Below are 16,585 nucleotides of genomic sequence, written 5' to 3'. Positions count from 1 at the left end.
TAATAAAAAGCGACCTGTCGACGAAATATTTTTATTTCACCGGCTGAATTAACACTGCGGTTCCGTTTAATGCATACAAAATTGCACACATCAATATTTATGGCATAACAACATAAAAAAACAACAGGAATCCAATATGATTTTTTTATCCTTTAATCGTCACAATAAATCAGTGCCGAATATATTCCTTATATTCCAATTAGCTGTAATTTTTTTCAGAAAAATAAACGCGCGGCGGAATATTTATTTCATATCCTGAACGGCATTTTTATTTTTCCGAGCGCGACCACACCGTCGAAAAACGATGGATTTTAATTTTATCCAATAACGCGGAATACTATTTCCCTTAATGTTTTCTCTATTTTTCCGGCCGATTTAATTCTCCCGGGAAATATTTCAGGATAAGGCCGGTCCCCAGGTATCGCTCAACATAAACCCCGCCGCCAGCGGGTCATCGGGGTCGATGCCCAGCTGCTGGATGCCGTAAATCCAGGCGCGCCCGGTGACTCTGGGCAAAACGGCGATCTTATCGCCAACCGTGGTCGTGCCCAGCAGTTCGATGTGAAACTCGCCGCCGATGATTGAACGCGAAATCAGTTTACTCCCCTTTTCGACCGCGCCGCGGGCATGCAGCGTCGCCAGGTTGGCCGAACTGCCGGTGCCGCAGGGAGAGCGGTCGACGCGTCCGGGCGGCAGCGTGGTGCAGGTTCGCCAGACGTTTCCTTCCTCTTTGCTGCGGAACATGACATAGGCGATGCCCTGAACCTGTTCAAACAGCGGATGGCGCACCTGAATCTGCCGATTGATACTGTCGCGCAGCATGATCCCATAGCCGCCGAGGGCCCTGGCATTTTCCGGCGAGATCGACAGCCCGATCTGCTCCACGTCGACCAGCGCGTAATAGACGCCGCCGAAAGCGATATCGGCCTTGATTTCGCCGAATTCCTCGACGGCGAACCCCGCGTCCAGCTTTTCAACAAAGGCCGGCACCATATCCAGCGTCACGCCGGTACAGCGGCCCGCCGAACAGCTGGCCACCGCGGTGACCAGCCCCACCGGCGTATCGAGGACCACCCTGGTCTGCGGTTCCTGCATCTCGACCATGCCCAGCTCCAGCAACGCCGTCACCACGCAAATGCAGTTGCTGCCCGACATCGGGTGCGCCTTGTCCGCCTGCAGCACGATAAACCCCGCATGAGCGCCGGGCACGGTGGGCGGCAGCAGCAGATTCGCCGACATCTGCAAACATCCCCGCGGCTCCAGCGTCACCATGCGACGGATGCTGTCATCCACCTCGTTGAGGTAGTTCATTTTATCGAGCATCGTCCGGCCGGGAATATCAATCACGCCCGAGGTGATCACTTTGCCTATCTCGCCTTCGCAGTGCACATCCACCAGTTGCAGCGTTTTTTTCCAGCGCATGGCTTCGTTCCTTATTTGAGATACCAGCCCCAGGGTTCAGTGCTGTCGTAACGGGTTATCTGCTTGACCTCCATGTAGTTATTCAACCCCCACTCGCCAAGCTCCCGGCCGATGCCGCTCTGCTTGACGCCGCCCCAGGGCGCTTCGGTAAAGGTGGGCTGGGAGCAGTTGATCCACAGGATGCCGGCGCGCAACCGGCGGGCGACGCGATCGCAGCGCGCCAGATCCGCAGACATCACCGCCGCCGCCAGCCCGAAACGGGAGTCATTCGCCAGCGCGATCGCCTCCGCTTCGCTGTCGAAAGCGCGTACGCATACCACAGGACCGAAAATCTCTTCGCGCCAGATCCAGCTGTCGGTCGGCACATCGGCAAATACCGTCGGCGCAATAAAATAGCCTTTGTCGAGGTGCCGCGGGCGCGCCCCGCCCGTCGCCAGCCGGACGCCTTCCCGCTTCCCGCGCTCGATGGCGTCGCTGACTTTCTGGTACTGGGCGCCGTTCACCAGCGGCCCCAGCAGTACCCCCTCCTCCATGCCGTTGCCGATGGTGATTTTTTGCGTCTCTTCAATCAGCCTGCTCATCAGCCGGTCATAAAGGTCCCGCTGCACCAGCACCCGGGAGGTCGCCGAGCAGACCTCGCCCTTGTTCCAGAAAATACCGAACAGGATCCACTCCACCGCGGCGTCGACGTCGCTGTCGGCAAACACCAGGAAAGGCGATTTCCCCCCCAGTTCCAGACTGACGTTTTTAATCTCCCGCGCCGCGGCCTGCATGATTTTTCTGCCCGTCGGCACGCTGCCGGTAAACGCCAGTTTGTCGATGCCCTCATGCTCCGTCAGCGGCGCGCCGGCCTCGGCACCCAGCCCGGTGACCACATTCAATACGCCGGGCGGCAATCCGGCCTTATCGGCGATATCCGCCAGTTGCAGCGCCGTAAGCGGCGTGACTTCCGACGGTTTGAGCACCAGGGTGCATCCCGCCGCCAGCGCGGGCGCAACTTTCCACGCCGCCATCAGCATGGGGAAATTCCAGGGAATAATGGCGCCGCAGACGCCCACCGGCTCCCTGCGCGCAACGGAGCTGAAGCGCTCATCGGGCAGCGGCACCGCCTGTTCGCCGTTTTCGTCCAGTTTTTCAGCCAGATCGGCGTAAAAATCAAAACAACCGGCCGTGTCGCCGATATCCCACAGCGCTTCCGGCAGCGGCTTGCCGTTATCGCGCACCTCCAGTTCGGCCAGAAATTGCTGGCGCCGGCGAATCAAATCGGCCATGCGTCGCAACACGTCGGCCCGCTCCCGGCCCGTCGTCGCGCCCCACGGCCCCTGGTCGAACGCCCGTCGCGCCGCGTTCACCGCCAGATCGATATCTTCCGCCGTCGCCGCGGCCACCTGCGAAATGACCTCCTCGCTGCTGGGATCGAGGGTGGCGAAGCGGCCGCCTTGCACCGGGTCCACCCATTTACCGTCAATATAAAGCTGGTTAAACAACTGCATGCGTACACTCCGTCGGCTAAAGGCCGGAAATTCAGTTCAACGCCGCGGGCCGTTTTCAGGCAACGGCCCGCCGGCAAATTCAGCGGTTGGCCGCGGTAAAAACCTCGCGGAACGCCGCTTTCTCCTCTTCCGTCAGCGGCTGAAGCGGCATACGCGCATTACCGACGGCGAAACCCGCCAGTTCGCAGCCATACTTCACCTTCTGAATGAATTTTCCGGCTTCCATGCTCGCCATCACCGGGAACAGCGCGCGCACCACCTCCTGGGCGCCCGCCAGATCCCCGGCGGCGTAGCGGCGGTAAAAGGAGACAATCTTTTCCGGGAAGCAGTTGGCCGGCCCGCATATCCAGCTCGAGGCGCCCCACAGGAAGAAATCCAGCGCCACGTCGTCGGAGCCGCAGGAGAGCTGATAGTTTTCGCCGTAGCTGTCGCTGATTTCGATGGCGCGCTGCACGCTGCCGCTGCTCTCTTTGATGCCCACCACCCGCGGGTGATCTTTAAACGCCTCCAGCACGCCGAATCCCACTTCGACATTGGTGCGGATCGGGTAGTTATAAAGAACGAGGTTGATCTGCGGGAAAGCGTCGAGAATCGCCTGGTAATGGCCGATCAGCTCTTCCTGCGAAGGCAGGGCGTAATAAGGCGGCGCAATCAGCAGATTGGTATAGCCCTCGTCGACCGCCTGTTTTACCTGCTCGATCACCTCGCGCGTGCAGGAGCCGTTCGCTCCCGCGATCAGCGTGCCGCGGCCGTTGACCACGCTGCGCACCGTCTTGAGGATCCGGCGCCGCTCTTCATTGGTCAGCGCGTAATATTCGCCGGTGGACCCCAGCGGAACAAACCCGTTGACGCCCGCTTTCAGCTGATACTCCAGAATCGCCGCCAGGGTGTCGTAATCCACGGCGCCTGTATTGGTGAACGGGGTCACCAGGGCGGGAAGAATGCCTGTCAGTTGCATATTCACATCTCCAGTTAATGAAAAATTACATGGCGTAACGGCGCAGTAGGCGCTGCTCTATCACGCCGACAAGGCGCGTCAGCGGAAAGGCGACGACGAAATAGATCACCGCAACCGCACTCAGAAACTCAACGGGACGCGCGGTGCTGTTCGATATGTTCTGTCCGACGAACATCAGATCCGCCACGCCCACCGACGAAATCAGCGCGCTCTCTTTAAACAGGCTGACAATATTGGAAAGCAGCGGGGGAACGGCCCGTAACAGCGCCTGCGGGAAAATGACGAATAACACTCTTACCCGCCAGCCGAGTCCGAGGGCCGTGCAGGCGTCGTACTGCTCCCTTTCGATGGACTTCAGCGAGGAGCGGAACGTTTCGCTGCTGATGGCGGCCATATAGAGCACCAGAGAGATCATCACGCAGCCATAAGGGGGAATGTCGATGCGGAATAACACCGGAAAGCAGAAAAACACCCAGAACAGCTGGATTAACAGCGGCGTGCCGCGAAAAAACTCGACGTACAGCGTGACGACGCAGCCGAGTATTTTGAAGCGCGACAGCCGTACCGACGCCACCAAAAACCCCGCCAGGCAGCCAATCAGCGCGCTGCTCAGCGTAAACGCCAGCGTCAGCCCCAGGCCGTCCAGCAGTACCCGCCAGTAGGAAAAAACGATTGAAAAATCGAGAGTCATCATAGCTACCTCATCGTCCGCTCGCCGCGTTCTGGCGGCGTTCAATACCGCCGACCACCAGCGAAACCGGCAGCGACAAGGCGAAATAGATCAGGGCGATCAATGAATAGATCTCAAGCGGGCGGTAGGATTCGGTGGCGATGCTTTTGCCCACGTACATCAGGTCGGCGATGGCGACAATGGCGACCAGCGCGCTCTGTTGCAGGATGGAGATGCCGTTGGTCATCAACACCGGCAGCGCGGATCTAAACGCCTGCGGCAGCACCACATACAGCGTCTGCTGCCACGGCCGCAGACCCAGCGCGACGCTGGCGTCCCGCTGTTCGCGCGGCACCGCCTGGACGCCGGCGCGATAGGCCTCGGCGTTGAAAGCGGTCAAATTAAGACCCAGCGCCAGAATCCCCATAAACAGCGGATCGATAAAAAGATTAAACAGTATCGGCACGCAGTAGTAGAACCAGACAATCTGCAATAACACCGGCGTACAGCGGAAGAACTCGATAAATAACAGCGCGGGCCAGCGGAAAATAAATACCCGGCTCATCGCCATCAGGCAGATCAGAAATCCCAGCGTAAGGCCGATAATATTCGCCAGCAGCGCCAGCTCCAGCGTTACCTTTAATCCATCCCACAGGGCGGGAAAACTGCCGTTGAGAAAATGAAAATCGAATTGGTAATTCATTGCCGGCCTCATTTAATCAAGGTGGAGGACTTTCTCTAAAAACTCGCGGGTGCGCGCCTCTTCAGGCTGGGTAAATATTCTTTCCGGGGGGCCTTGTTCAACGATTTTGCCTTCGGCGCAGAAAACCACGCGCGTGGCGATATGGCGGGCGAAATGCATATCGTGCGTGACGATAATCATCGCCATATTCTGTTCCGCCAGATGCATCATCACTTTCTGTACTTCCGTCACCATTTCCGGATCCAGCGCCGAGGTCACCTCGTCGAACAGCATCAGTTTCGGTTCCAGCATCAGCGCGCGGGCAATGGCGACGCGCTGTTTCTGCCCGCCGGATAGCTGGCTGGGGTAGGCGTTCCGTTTGCTTTCCAGGCCGAATCTGGCCAGCAGAGACATCGCCTTGTCGATCGCCGCTTTCTTGCCGACGCCATGAACTTTCACCGGCGACAGGATCAGGTTATTCAGCACCGATAAATGCGGGAATAAAGTATAGTGCTGAAAAACCATGCCAATCTGTCTTTGAATATTGAAATCCAGAATATTGACTTTTTTGAAATCACTGCCGGTAATATAGTGCTGCTTCTGAAAGTTTATCGTCCCGGAATCTATTCCCTCCAACCCCATTAATACTCTTAATAATGAGCTTTTTCCGCTGCCGCTGGGGCCGATAATAACCAGCCGGTCGCTGGCTTTCATCGTCAGATCAAAATCTTTCATCACCGATAAGTCGCCGTAGGCTTTATTGACTTTCTGTAGCTGAATAAAGTCTCCGCGGGCGTAATCCTCGGAATTTTGCGTCCTTTCCTGCGCAGAATGTTTTTCGACTGCCGTCAAATAACGAGTACTCATAATCATTCCTCCACAGCGCGCTGAAAAGCACATTTATTTTGCCATTACTATTGTGTGCAAAATTGTATGCATTAGAATGAAATTATAAAATCATAAAACGAATAACGCTAAATAATACTATTTACTTATATTTAACATCCGCGATAACAGGGGGGGAACCGGTCGGCCAGATATGATAAAACAGACTGCGGTTCCGCCGCCGTGCGTCGGTTCCACGGCTTATTGCGCAACAGGTCCAGAGTTAAACCCATGGCAGTTAAAGGAGCATTTATGAAAATACTTATCATCGGTGCCTCAGGCGCCGTCGGCAGCGCCGTCGCCCGCGAGCTTGGCAAGGATCATCATATTCTGACGGCAGGGAGGCATTCGGGGGATTTTCAGGTGGACCTGACCTCGGACGACAGCGTATCGGCGCTGTTCGCCAATATCGGCACGCTGGACGCCATCGTCAGCGCCACCGGCAACGTCCATTTCGGCCCGCTCGACGGCATGAGCGCCGAGCAATTCCAGATCGGGCTACAGGACAAGCTGCTGGGCCAGGTACGCATCGTCCTCCAGGGACAGCATCACCTCTCCGCGGGCGGATCGATCACCCTGACGAGCGGCGTTCTGGCCCAGAATCCCATTCGGGACGGCGTCAATGCCACCACCGTCAACGCCGCGCTGGAAGGATTTATCCTCTCGGCCGCCTGCGAGCTGCGCAATATCAGGCTCAACGGCGTGAGCCCTACGGTATTGACCGAATCCCTGGACAGCTACGGTCCGTTCTTCCCCGGATTTGAAAGCGCGCCGGGCGAGCGCGTGGCCAAAGCCTACCGCCGCAGCGTGGAAGGCGTCGAAAGCGGCCGGATCTATCAGGTATGGTAAACCCTTTTCCCGCCGGCGCCGATAACGGCGCGGCCCAGGATGGAGAGCTCCTTCCTGGGCCGGCGCGATAGCACGCTAGATACTCAAGGCAATATGGGCAAAGGCGGTTTTCCCTTTGCCGCGGCCGCATTGTTACCAAAATGTCTTAACGACTTTGAAAGGCAATATCTCTCCCGCTATACGCCATGCACAGAGATGGACATAGAACAGTTAGTGGAAGCCATAGCCATAGTGCATATTGAGTTTATACTGCTCCACCCTTTCCGTGACGGCAACGGTCGAATAGCAAGACTTCTTGCTGATGTGATGGCTGCACAGTCTGGATTTGAAACACTGGATTATCAATGCTGGGAGGGAAACAAAAGCCATTACATATCCGCAATCCATGCCGGCGCGAATATGGATTATGAGCCTATGAAATATTGGGTTCGTCAGGCACTAAAAAACAATTAAACGGCAAGATTAAGATAGGCATACTTTAGTCGTTTCTCTTTTAAAGAAGCTTCTATATCCGCCGATGACTGACCGGTTTCAATGGCCGTAGAGGTTGCAACAGAACGAACGATTTTTTCACGAGAAACACGACTAGCCGATTTTACTTTGACTTGATTTTTCATGAGGTTCTCTCTGTTGAATACCAATACAAGACAGCTAATAATGATATCACTTTACGTCAGCAGAAGCGATATTTACCCTTTCGGCTCAATCCCTGGCGCTCTAAGCTCTTTATGGGCCAGCTCCCCAGGCTCCCCCCCCCCCCCTCTTTTGAAGCGACTTCGAGATAAAACGTAATAAATCTTCCCCTCCCCCCGAGGTTTTTATCCGCACTTACTTCACCTGCTCTTGCAGCCAGCCAATGAACGCCTCGATTTTCGGCCACTGCCTGCCGGGGAGCGTGGTCACGTAATAGTGCTGATGGCATTTCAGCGCCATCTCGCCGAAGGGCGCGATTAGCTCCCCGCTTTCGAGGCGCTTTTGTACCAGCCGTTTGCGCCCCATGGCCACGCCAATATGGTTCATGGCAGCAATCACCGCTAAATCAGAACGATCAAAGCCAATGCCCGACGATGTCGGCAGGTTTACCCCAAAGTGTTGCGCCCAGCCGTGCCATTCATCGGTGCCGGAATCATTGCTCCACGCCTGACGGTCATGCAACAGCGTGCAGTGCCGCAGGTTGACCAGTGCGTCCGTTAAGTCAAAACGACGGGCATATTCGGGGCTGCATACCGGCAGGATGGCTTCATCCATCAGGAAATGGTGCGTCAACTGCGCCGAGGGCGCGTCGTCAAAATAGATGACCAGGTCAACCCCCGCCCACTGCAGATTCACGTTGTCATTACCTGTCAGAATGACAAGAGAAATGGACGGATAGCGACGCGTGAAATCACCGAGAGCGGGGACCAGCCAGCACTGAGCGATGGAAGGCCGCGAGTAGACGGTTAGCGTCCCGGACAGCTCCTGATTTTTGATGTCCAGGATCTCCTGATTCAACGAATCCAGAGACGATTTCAGCGCCCAGAACACCCGCTTGCCTTCGTGAGTTAACTCCACTTTTCGGTGCGAACGGACAAAAAGCTTGATCCCCAACTCCTCCTCAAGCTGATTAATCCGGTGGCTTACCGCACTGGGGCTTAACGAAAGTTCGTCCGCCGCCAGCGCAAAAGACAGGTGTCTTGCCGCCACTTCAAACGTATAGAGCTTTGATAACTGCCAGCCGTTGAGTAAACGGTTCCTGACGTCTCGAAGGGGATCCATAGCAACCTCTTTGACCTCTGACTTAGCCCGAAGTGTAAAAAAACGCGCCGCAAAAATCAGCATAGAGATGAATAAAACTGAACCAAATCTCATAAACAGGTCATTATTCGACGTAAATCACCCAATTGATTCAATCTGGCGCATGTGAAGGGTAAGTTATATCGTTTGTCAGCCTGCGGCTTTTTTTTGTCCAATAAGCCTACGTTAATCACAGGGCAAGGTGAGATATGCACTCACAAATCTGGGTTGTGAGCACGCTGCTAATAAGCATCGTGTTAATCGTTTTGACCATCGTGAAGTTCAAATTCCACCCGTTTCTGGCGCTGCTGTTAGCCAGCTTCTTCGTGGGCGCGATGATGGGCATGGGGCCGCTGGATATGGTCAACGCCATTGAGGGCGGTATCGGCGGCACGCTGGGATTCCTCGCGGCGGTCATTGGTCTGGGGACTATTCTTGGCAAAATGATGGAAGTCTCCGGCGCGGCGGAACGTATCGGCTTAACGCTCCAGCGCTGTCGCTGGCTCTCAGCAGACGTCATTATGGTGCTGGTGGGGCTGATTTGCGGCATCACGCTGTTTGTTGAAGTCGGCGTTGTATTGCTGATCCCACTGGCATTTTCAATTGCCAAGAAAACCAATACGTCGTTGCTGAAACTGGCTATCCCGCTGTGTACCGCCCTGATGGCCGTGCACTGCGTAGTGCCGCCGCACCCGGCTGCGCTGTTCGTCGCGAATAAACTGGGCGCTGATATCGGTTCGGTCATTGTCTATGGCTTGCTGGTTGGGTTGATGGCTTCGTTAGTCGGCGGGCCGCTGTTCCTGAAATTCCTCGGCGACCGCCTGCCCTTTAAAGCCGTTCCCGCCGAGTTTGCCGACCTCGAAGTACGCGACGAGAAAACGCTGCCATCGCTTGGCGCAACGCTGTTTACCGTGCTGCTGCCGATTGGCCTGATGCTGATGAAAACCGTCGGCGAGCTGAATATGACCAAAGGCGGCACGCTATATACGCTGCTGGAATTTATCGGTAACCCGATCACCGCCATGTTTATCGCCGTCTTCGTGGCTTATTACATTCTCGGGCTGCGTCAGCATTTGAGTATGGGCACGATGCTCACTCATACCGAAAACGGCTTCGGGTCTATCGCCAACATTCTGCTGATTATCGGTGCGGGCGGCGCGTTCAACGCCATCCTGAAGAGCAGTGGGCTCGCGGACACCCTGGCGGTGATCCTCTCCAATATGCATATGCACCCGATTCTGCTGGCCTGGCTGGTGGCGCTGATCCTTCACGCGGCGGTCGGATCCGCGACGGTGGCGATGATGGGGGCGACGGCAATTGTCGCCCCGATGCTGCCGCTTTACCCCAACGTCAGTCCGGAGATCATCGCCATTGCCATCGGTTCCGGCGCCATTGGCTGTACGATCGTCACCGACTCACTCTTCTGGCTGGTGAAGCAGTACTGCGGCGCCACGCTGAATGAAACCTTTAAATACTATACAACCGCGACATTTATCGCCTCGGTTGTTGCACTGGCCGGCACATTCCTGCTTTCTTTTATCATCTAAGCGCAACGAGACGTACTATGAAAAACGCCAATATGACTGCATTAATCGCCCGGTATCCGCTGGTGGAAGAACTGGTCGCTCTCAAGGAAACGACCTGGTTTAACCCGGCCGCAACCTCTCTGGCTGAAGGTTTACCCTATGTCGGCCTGACGGAGCAGGATGTGCAGGACGCCCATGCCCGCCTGACCCGTTTTGCGCCCTATCTGGCGAAAGCGTTCCCCGAAACCGCCGCAACCGGCGGGATTATCGAGTCCGAACTGGCCGCCATTCCCGCCATGCAACAACGGCTGGAAAAAGAGTACCGACAGAAAATCAGCGGCGAAATACTGCTGAAAAAAGACAGCCACTTACCGATTTCCGGCTCCATCAAAGCCCGTGGCGGCATTTATGAAGTACTGGCGCATGCTGAAAAACTGGCGCTGGCCGCAGGCCTGCTGACCACCGAAGATGACTACGGCACTCTGCTCTCCCCGGAATTCAAACGATTCTTTAGCCAGTACAGCATCGCCGTGGGTTCGACCGGTAATCTGGGACTGTCGATCGGCATCATGAGCGCCTGCATCGGCTTTAACGTCACGGTGCATATGTCGGCCGACGCGCGCGCGTGGAAAAAAGCCAAATTGCGCAGTCACGGCGTAACGGTGGTGGAATACGAGGAAGATTACGGTGTTGCCGTGGAGCAAGGGCGCAAGGCGGCGGAGTCCGATCCGAACTGTTTCTTTATCGACGATGAAAACTCCCGCACGCTATTTTTAGGCTATGCCGTCGCCGGGCAGCGCCTGAAAGCGCAGTTCGCACGGCAGGGGCGCGTGGTGGATGCCGACCATCCTCTGTTTGTCTATCTGCCCTGCGGCGTCGGCGGCGGTCCCGGCGGCGTGGCGTTTGGCCTGAAACTGGCGTTTGGCGACAATGTACACTGCTTCTTCGCAGAACCTACCCATTCACCCTGCATGCTGCTTGGGGTCTACACCGGTCTGCACGATGCTATTTCCGTACAGGAAATTGGCATCGATAACCTGACGGCCGCGGATGGTCTGGCTGTAGGCCGCGCCTCGGGGTTTGTCGGCAGGGCAATGGAGCGACTTCTTGACGGGCTCTATACCCTCGATGATCAAACCATGTATGACATGCTGGGCTGGCTGGCGCAGGAAGAAGGCATTCGCCTGGAGCCGTCGGCGCTGGCAGGCATGGCCGGGCCTCAGCGCGTTTGCGCCTCGACGGATTACCAGCGGATGCACGCATTCAGCGCGGGGCGGTTAAATAACGCCACGCATCTGGTGTGGGCGACGGGCGGGGGGATGGTGCCGGAAGCGGAAATGGCGCAGTACCTGGCGAAAGGACGCTAATAACTACTTGATTTATCTTCTGTTATTACCCCGGTACTTTTATGGCTTAATGCCTATGGTTTACAAAAAACCATATACTGACACTATAAGTTAATTTAAATATAAAATTTTAAACTACTTCAGCCACCCGACAAGCACCTCTTCAAGCTTCGCCAACGCCTGAATGTGCTTTTCTTTTTGCATTCGACCGATATTTTGCAACTTCCATTTTACCGCCGGTAAATGCTGAATCTGTCTTTCAGGCGCGAGATTCCAGTCCGGTTCACCACGTTTGAAGGACATCAGAAAATCAAAATCCCGCTGCGTGAACTGCGCTTTGAGAGCTGAGATCATTAATTCGGGGACCGCGTTGAGATCTTCCAGAGAAACATCATCGAATGTCATTCCATTAAATTCATTCGTATACAGTGCAGAAATATCTTTCCAGCGTGGATGCAAAACCTCTGACAGCGGGCGTGGATGTCCAAGCAGATAAGTGATGAACCCATTAAAGATGCGGCGGTCAATACCCTGCGTTTCGAGCAGCATTTTGACGTCATAAAAATCCCGGGGATGCTGCCTGTCCAAGGCGGCACAAAGCTTACCGGCATAAAGGTCGGCAAGGGAGACAACCTGAATGGTAGCAAAACCGAACTCGTCCTCTACCGCTGCAACAACATCACGCTCCTCAGGAGGATACAGCGTACCTCGCGCAACAGGCGACACCTCAATTTTTATCTGTGCCTCCTGAGAAGAAACCACAATGCGCATTTCATCAGTATTATTCGTTTGCAGCACCGCCGAAATATCCGCTTGTTGTCGTAGTATTTCGGCAATACGGTTCAATGCAGCGCGGACATTCGGCAATGCCTCATTCCTGCTTTCCTGTGGGATGTAAGTCAAATCGATATCAACCGATAGGCGGGGAAAATCACGAACAAACAAGTTAATCGCCGTTCCGCCTTTTAATGCAAAACAGCGCTCTGTTGCTACAACAGGCAACGCATCGAGCAACAAAGTAACTTGCCGATAGTAAGGTGAATTCTTATCCATGTGAGATTTCCTTGCTAACAAAACGCGCTGGAACTGTGATTTGATATTTTCGATCCAGCTTGCCACCAGACACGATTTGCCGCTTCCCTACCCCTAAATCAATCTTGGTTTTATCTATTCGCTTAGCCCAGGTATGAGAGTAATATTCGGCTAAAAACAGATAAAGGCGGTTAGCTTGCACCGAACGACTGGATTGCAGTAGTGCTGCTACTTTACGTGGACTCAGGGTTACCAGCCCCTGAAATAACTCGGCTGCATGTTCAAATGAAAGCCTGCCGGGCACTACACCGACAACCTCATAAGCCGCTAACTCCAGCACACTCGCCTTCAACTGAATACCCAGAATGTCTACCTCTGTCAGATACTTTTCAGCAGTCTGAGACAACTTCTGATTAGAGATCAGAAACCAGTCAATACCAGAAAACTCCTTAAACCACTTTGGCAATGAAGCCTTATTTTCCACACCGAGCCAAATGGTCTGGTGCGTTGGTTGAAGATAATGAGAGCGCCCTTGCCACGTCAGACTGGTCAACCCAGCCAGATGAACAGGAACTCCAAGCTGATTTTGTAAACACAACACAGCATCAGTCCACAGAGGTTCACGACCGGCCCTAACGTATACCCCGGCACGCAGTTTTTGCAGCCATCCACTGTGCATATACTTATTGGCTAGCGAAGGGCTGATACCATTTTTCGTCAACCAAGACTGTAATACCAAAGTTCCCGGTGATGTGTTCTGCAAAAACCAGTTTAGTTTTGATGACATACATTCACCATTAGTGTAACAATATTAAAAATAGTAAACTACCAGGCTGGCACTATGTCAATATGGAAAGCAATCTCCCCAGCTATAAAAGGTAGACATGCAACTTGCTGGGTAGATTTAGCGAGGGGCAGGCACGACGGACAATATACTGGGGACTGATTTGTTTAACATCATGTCCGTATTTTCTGAACTGACAAGCCCAGTATTTCCCGTCAGCGCCGATAACGGCGCGATGACGTGCAAAATATTCAACGGCAATATGGGCAAAGGCGTTTTTCCCTTTGCCACCGCCACGAAAAGTTGCGAGTCGCTTCGCGCGCCCGAACAATATTCGCAAAATCAGATACATTTTCCATCGCGGCTCTGATAACGTCCTGTGGTGCTTTACCGCCGTGGGCGCGACCTCTGCCGCAATCAATCCGCCGCCGAATCCGGTATATTCGGCGTTGCGCTGATTTTCACCCCGCCTTATACAGGTGAATAACCTGGGGTGTCGGTGATAAGATAAGGCTCGACCATTTTTCCCGCGCCTCCAGAGCTAACCGATAGAGTGAAAAACCGAGTAAAATCAATATGAATCAGTCGATTGACAAGGACCTTGCCAGCCATACGCCGATGATGCAGCAGTACTTCAAGCTCAAGGCGCAACATCCGGAAATTCTGCTGTTCTATCGCATGGGCGACTTTTACGAGCTGTTTTATGACGATGCCAAACGGGCGTCGCAGCTGCTTGATATCTCGCTGACCAAACGCGGCGCCTCCGCCGGAGAGCCTATTCCCATGGCCGGCGTGCCGCACCATGCCGTCGAGAACTATCTGGCCAAGCTGGTGCAGTTGGGCGAATCGGTCGCCATTTGCGAACAGATCGGCGATCCGGCCGCCAGCAAAGGGCCGGTGGAGCGCAAGGTGGTGCGTATCGTCACCCCAGGCACCATCAGCGATGAAGCGCTGCTGCAGGAAAAACAGGACAATCTTCTCGCGGCGATCTGGCAAGACGGCCGCGGCTTCGGCTATGCCACGCTGGATATCAGCTCCGGACGTTTTCGGGTCACCGAACCGGCCGACAGCGAAACCATGGCCGCCGAATTACAGCGCACCAATCCGGCCGAACTGCTCTACCCCGAGTCGTTTGAATCCATGTCGTTGATTGAACAACGCCACGGTTTACGCCGCCGTCCGCTGTGGGAATTTGAGCTCGATACCGCCCGCCAGCAGCTCAATCTGCAGTTCGGCACCCGGGATCTCAACGGCTTCGGCGTCGAGCAGGCCAAACTCGCGCTGCGCGCCGCGGGCTGTCTGCTGCAATACGCCAAGGATACCCAGCGCACCTCCCTGCCGCATATTCGCGGCATCACCATGGAACGGCAGCAGGACGGCATCATTATGGATGCCGCCACGCGGCGCAATCTGGAACTGACGCAAAATCTCTCCGGCGGCACGGAAAATACGCTGGCGGCCATCCTCGACTGCACGGTGACCGCGATGGGCAGCCGGATGCTGAAACGCTGGATCCATATGCCCAGCCGGGATATCGCCGCCCTGACGCAGCGCCAGCAGGCGATAGCGGCGCTGCGGGATATTACGCCGGAATTACAGCCCTACCTGCGGCAGGTGGGCGATCTGGAGCGTATTCTGGCGCGTCTGGCGCTGCGTTCCGCCCGCCCGCGCGATTTAGCGCGCATGCGGCATGCCTTTCAGCAATTTCCGGATATCCGGGCGCAGCTGGCCCCATTGGAAAGCGACGCTATCCGCCGCCTGGTCGAGCAGATTGGGCAGTTCGACGAGCTGCGGGATCTGCTTGAACGAGCCGTCGTCGAGGCCCCGCCGGTGCTGGTGCGCGACGGCGGCGTGATTGCGCCGGGCTACAACGCCGAACTGGACGAATGGCGCGCGCTGGCCGACGGCGCCAGCGATTATCTGGACCGGCTGGAAATCCGCGAGCGGGAAAAGCTGGGGCTGGATACGCTGAAAGTCGGGTTTAACGGCGTTCACGGCTATTACATTCAGGTCAGCCGCGGCCAGAGCCATCAGGTGCCTATCCACTACGTTCGTCGCCAAACGCTGAAAAACGCCGAGCGCTATATCATCCCCGAGCTGAAAGAGTACGAAGATAAGGTGCTGACCTCCAAAGGCAAGGCGCTGGCGCTGGAAAAAGCGCTCTACGACGAACTCTTCGATCTGCTGCTGCCTCATCTGGCGGATCTGCAGCAGAGCGCCGCCGCCCTGGCCGAACTGGACGTGCTGGCGAACCTGGCGGAGCGCGCCGACACGCTGAACTACGTGTGTCCGACGCTCAGCGACAGGCCCGGCATCAAAATCAGCGGCGGTCGCCACCCGGTGGTGGAACGGGTGCTTAGCGAACCCTTTATTTCCAACCCGCTGTCGCTGTCGCCGCAGCGCCGCATGCTGATTATCACCGGCCCCAATATGGGCGGGAAAAGCACCTATATGCGTCAGGCGGCGCTGATCGTACTGATGGCGCACATCGGCTGCTTCGTTCCGGCGGATCAGGCGGTTATCGGCCCGGTCGACCGGATTTTCACCCGCGTCGGCGCGGCGGACGATCTGGCTTCCGGACGCTCGACCTTTATGGTGGAGATGACCGAAACGGCCAACATCCTGCACAACGCCACGGAAAACAGTCTGGTGCTGATGGATGAAATCGGACGCGGCACCTCAACCTACGACGGTTTGTCCCTGGCCTGGGCCTGCGCCGAGAATCTGGCGAACCGCATCAAGGCCATGACGCTGTTCGCCACCCACTATTTCGAGCTGACCAATCTGCCGGAAAAAATGGAGGGCGTGGTGAACGTCCATCTGGATGCGCTGGAGCACGGCGACACCATCGCCTTTATGCACAGCGTACAGGACGGCGCGGCCAGCAAGAGCTACGGCCTGGCGGTGGCCGCGTTGGCGGGGGTGCCGAAAGACGTCATCAAGCGCGCGCGTCAGAAGCTTAAGGAGCTGGAAACGATCTCCAATAACGCCTCATCCAGCCATATCGACGGCGCGCAGCTGGCGCTGCTGGCCAATGACGAGCCCTCCCCGGCGCTTGAGGCGCTGGAATCCATCGACCCCGACGCGCTCACGCCGCGTCAGGCGCTGGACTGGCTGTATCAGTTGAAGAAGATGCTGTAAGCGCCAGGGCGCTGATCTCTCAGC

The 16,585-nt window shown here is 55.8% G+C and carries 14 protein-coding genes and 1 pseudogene; 5 read left to right on the top strand and 10 right to left on the bottom strand.

From position 1 onward, the window contains the following. Positions 1 to 396 precede the first annotated feature (396 nt). The 6 genes from DDT56_RS03760 to DDT56_RS03735 form a co-directional block, all read right to left on the bottom strand. On the bottom strand, positions 397 to 1,422 hold the full coding sequence (locus DDT56_RS03760) for a proline racemase family protein (protein WP_136165179.1): 1,026 nt from the start codon (positions 1,420 to 1,422) through the stop codon (positions 397 to 399). Positions 1,423 to 1,433: 11 nt separating this feature from the next. Beyond that, positions 1,434 to 2,915 (bottom strand): aldehyde dehydrogenase family protein, encoded by a 1,482-nt coding sequence (locus DDT56_RS03755; RefSeq protein ID WP_136165178.1) that lies wholly within the window; start codon positions 2,913 to 2,915, stop codon positions 1,434 to 1,436. Between the two features lie 79 nt (positions 2,916 to 2,994). Then, complete coding sequence (dapA, locus tag DDT56_RS03750; protein ID WP_136165177.1) at positions 2,995 to 3,873, bottom strand: 4-hydroxy-tetrahydrodipicolinate synthase; 879 nt, start codon at positions 3,871 to 3,873, stop codon at positions 2,995 to 2,997. Positions 3,874 to 3,898: 25 nt separating this feature from the next. After that, positions 3,899 to 4,567, bottom strand: a complete 669-nt coding sequence (locus DDT56_RS03745; protein ID WP_246856718.1) for an amino acid ABC transporter permease — start codon at positions 4,565 to 4,567, stop codon at positions 3,899 to 3,901. Positions 4,568 to 4,574: 7 nt separating this feature from the next. Then, positions 4,575 to 5,246 (bottom strand): amino acid ABC transporter permease, encoded by a 672-nt coding sequence (locus DDT56_RS03740; protein WP_136165176.1) that lies wholly within the window; start codon positions 5,244 to 5,246, stop codon positions 4,575 to 4,577. Between the two features lie 12 nt (positions 5,247 to 5,258). Then, on the bottom strand, positions 5,259 to 5,960 hold the full coding sequence (locus DDT56_RS03735; protein WP_246856723.1) for an amino acid ABC transporter ATP-binding protein: 702 nt from the start codon (positions 5,958 to 5,960) through the stop codon (positions 5,259 to 5,261). 402 nt (positions 5,961 to 6,362) lie between these two features. On the opposite strand from DDT56_RS03735, the gene DDT56_RS03730 reads away from it, so the two are divergent. Both DDT56_RS03730 and DDT56_RS03725 read left to right on the top strand, forming a co-directional pair. Beyond that, the gene (locus tag DDT56_RS03730; RefSeq protein ID WP_136165174.1) at positions 6,363 to 6,959 is read left to right on the top strand and encodes a short chain dehydrogenase; all 597 of its coding nucleotides are present in this window, start codon (positions 6,363 to 6,365) and stop codon (positions 6,957 to 6,959) included. Positions 6,960 to 7,049: 90 nt separating this feature from the next. Continuing rightward, a pseudogene (locus DDT56_RS03725) lies at positions 7,050 to 7,412 on the top strand (Fic/DOC family protein); the annotation flags it as partial. On the opposite strand, the gene DDT56_RS24340 reads toward DDT56_RS03725, so the two are convergent. Together DDT56_RS24340 and dsdC are read right to left on the bottom strand one after the other, a co-directional pair. Then, positions 7,409 to 7,576 carry a hypothetical protein gene (locus DDT56_RS24340; RefSeq protein ID WP_168197568.1) on the bottom strand — a complete coding sequence of 56 codons (168 nt, stop codon included), beginning with the start codon at positions 7,574 to 7,576 and terminating at the stop codon, positions 7,409 to 7,411. The pseudogene DDT56_RS03725 and the gene DDT56_RS24340 sit on opposite strands and share 4 nt — an antisense overlap. A 211-nt stretch (positions 7,577 to 7,787) precedes the next feature. Beyond that, positions 7,788 to 8,714 (bottom strand): DNA-binding transcriptional regulator DsdC, encoded by a 927-nt coding sequence (gene dsdC, locus DDT56_RS03720; protein ID WP_136165172.1) that lies wholly within the window; start codon positions 8,712 to 8,714, stop codon positions 7,788 to 7,790. Between the two features lie 227 nt (positions 8,715 to 8,941). Between dsdC and dsdX the strand changes: the two genes are divergently transcribed. Both dsdX and dsdA read left to right on the top strand, forming a co-directional pair. Beyond that, positions 8,942 to 10,279 (top strand): D-serine transporter DsdX, encoded by a 1,338-nt coding sequence (gene dsdX / locus DDT56_RS03715; RefSeq protein ID WP_136165171.1) that lies wholly within the window; start codon positions 8,942 to 8,944, stop codon positions 10,277 to 10,279. A 17-nt stretch (positions 10,280 to 10,296) separates the two neighbouring features. Continuing rightward, positions 10,297 to 11,625, top strand: coding sequence for a D-serine ammonia-lyase (gene dsdA / locus DDT56_RS03710; protein ID WP_136165170.1), 1,329 nt, complete (start codon positions 10,297 to 10,299; stop codon positions 11,623 to 11,625). 114 nt (positions 11,626 to 11,739) lie between these two features. Here the strand turns inward: dsdA and DDT56_RS03705 are convergent, their stop codons facing one another. Together DDT56_RS03705 and DDT56_RS03700 are read right to left on the bottom strand one after the other, a co-directional pair. After that, a complete protein-coding gene (locus DDT56_RS03705; RefSeq protein ID WP_136165169.1) occupies positions 11,740 to 12,657 on the bottom strand; it encodes a nucleotidyl transferase AbiEii/AbiGii toxin family protein in 918 nt (305 codons plus the stop codon). Beyond that, the gene (locus tag DDT56_RS03700; RefSeq protein ID WP_136165168.1) at positions 12,650 to 13,423 is read right to left on the bottom strand and encodes a type IV toxin-antitoxin system AbiEi family antitoxin; all 774 of its coding nucleotides are present in this window, start codon (positions 13,421 to 13,423) and stop codon (positions 12,650 to 12,652) included. The genes DDT56_RS03705 and DDT56_RS03700 overlap by 8 nt, the downstream gene beginning before the upstream one ends. 573 nt (positions 13,424 to 13,996) lie before the next feature. Here DDT56_RS03700 and mutS point away from each other — a divergent pair. Beyond that, a complete protein-coding gene (mutS, locus tag DDT56_RS03695) occupies positions 13,997 to 16,561 on the top strand; it encodes a DNA mismatch repair protein MutS (RefSeq protein ID WP_136165167.1) in 2,565 nt (854 codons plus the stop codon). Positions 16,562 to 16,585 lie beyond the last annotated feature (24 nt).

The organism is Brenneria corticis, from assembly GCF_003115855.1.
Classification (GTDB): Bacteria; Pseudomonadota; Gammaproteobacteria; order Enterobacterales; family Enterobacteriaceae; genus Brenneria; species Brenneria corticis.
Note: the sequence above shows the minus strand (reverse complement) of the source record. Positions and strands in the feature narration are given on the sequence as shown.

Bases quoted from the DNA above. Each gene is read 5' to 3' on its own strand.
- DDT56_RS03760 (WP_136165179.1), bottom strand. From the start codon at position 1,422: ATGCGCTGGAAAAAAACGCTGCAACTGGTGGATGTGCACTGCGAAGGC.
- DDT56_RS03755 (WP_136165178.1), bottom strand. From the start codon at position 2,915: ATGCAGTTGTTTAACCAGCTTTATATTGACGGTAAATGGGTGGACCCG.
- dapA (WP_136165177.1), bottom strand. From the start codon at position 3,873: ATGCAACTGACAGGCATTCTTCCCGCCCTGGTGACCCCGTTCACCAAT.
- DDT56_RS03745 (WP_246856718.1), bottom strand. From the start codon at position 4,567: ATGATGACTCTCGATTTTTCAATCGTTTTTTCCTACTGGCGGGTACTG.
- DDT56_RS03740 (WP_136165176.1), bottom strand. From the start codon at position 5,246: ATGAATTACCAATTCGATTTTCATTTTCTCAACGGCAGTTTTCCCGCC.
- DDT56_RS03735 (WP_246856723.1), bottom strand. From the start codon at position 5,960: ATGAAAGATTTTGATCTGACGATGAAAGCCAGCGACCGGCTGGTTATT.
- DDT56_RS03730 (WP_136165174.1), top strand. From the start codon at position 6,363: ATGAAAATACTTATCATCGGTGCCTCAGGCGCCGTCGGCAGCGCCGTC.
- DDT56_RS24340 (WP_168197568.1), bottom strand. From the start codon at position 7,576: ATGAAAAATCAAGTCAAAGTAAAATCGGCTAGTCGTGTTTCTCGTGAA.
- dsdC (WP_136165172.1), bottom strand. From the start codon at position 8,714: ATGGATCCCCTTCGAGACGTCAGGAACCGTTTACTCAACGGCTGGCAG.
- dsdX (WP_136165171.1), top strand. From the start codon at position 8,942: ATGCACTCACAAATCTGGGTTGTGAGCACGCTGCTAATAAGCATCGTG.
- dsdA (WP_136165170.1), top strand. From the start codon at position 10,297: ATGAAAAACGCCAATATGACTGCATTAATCGCCCGGTATCCGCTGGTG.
- DDT56_RS03705 (WP_136165169.1), bottom strand. From the start codon at position 12,657: ATGGATAAGAATTCACCTTACTATCGGCAAGTTACTTTGTTGCTCGAT.
- DDT56_RS03700 (WP_136165168.1), bottom strand. From the start codon at position 13,423: ATGTCATCAAAACTAAACTGGTTTTTGCAGAACACATCACCGGGAACT.
- mutS (WP_136165167.1), top strand. From the start codon at position 13,997: ATGAATCAGTCGATTGACAAGGACCTTGCCAGCCATACGCCGATGATG.